We start from the raw sequence: 330 nt of genomic DNA on the forward strand, positions 1-330 counted from the left end.
GAGGAACTGAATGTCACTCATGGCGCGGTGAGCCGACAGATCCAGAGCCTGGAAGAGTGGCTGGGACAGAAGCTGTTCGAGCGTTCCGGACAGCGCATGGCGCCGACTTCACATGCGCTGGCGTTTGCCCTGGAGGTCAGTGAGGCGTTCGAGCGAATCAACGATGCCGCGCAACGCTACGGCAAGGGCAGCGCCAGCATGTTGCTGCGGGTCAGTGCGCCCGCGACCTTTGCCATGCGCTGGCTGATCCCGCGTCTGGGCGACTTCCACCAGCAGCATCCGGGCATGTTGATCCAGGTGCAGACCGCGACCACCCAGCAGATCTCCCTG

Annotated in this window: 1 protein-coding gene; it reads left to right on the plus strand. The window is 63.6% G+C overall.

The genetic code is table 11. The annotated features are described in order from the left end of the window. Positions 1–330: LysR family transcriptional regulator (locus tag HX773_RS25480; RefSeq protein ID WP_176973813.1), on the plus strand; the 330-nt coding region annotated here is incomplete at both ends.

The sequence above is a fragment of the Pantoea sp. B9002 genome, from assembly GCF_013385945.1.
GTDB lineage: Bacteria > Pseudomonadota > Gammaproteobacteria > Enterobacterales > Enterobacteriaceae > Pantoea.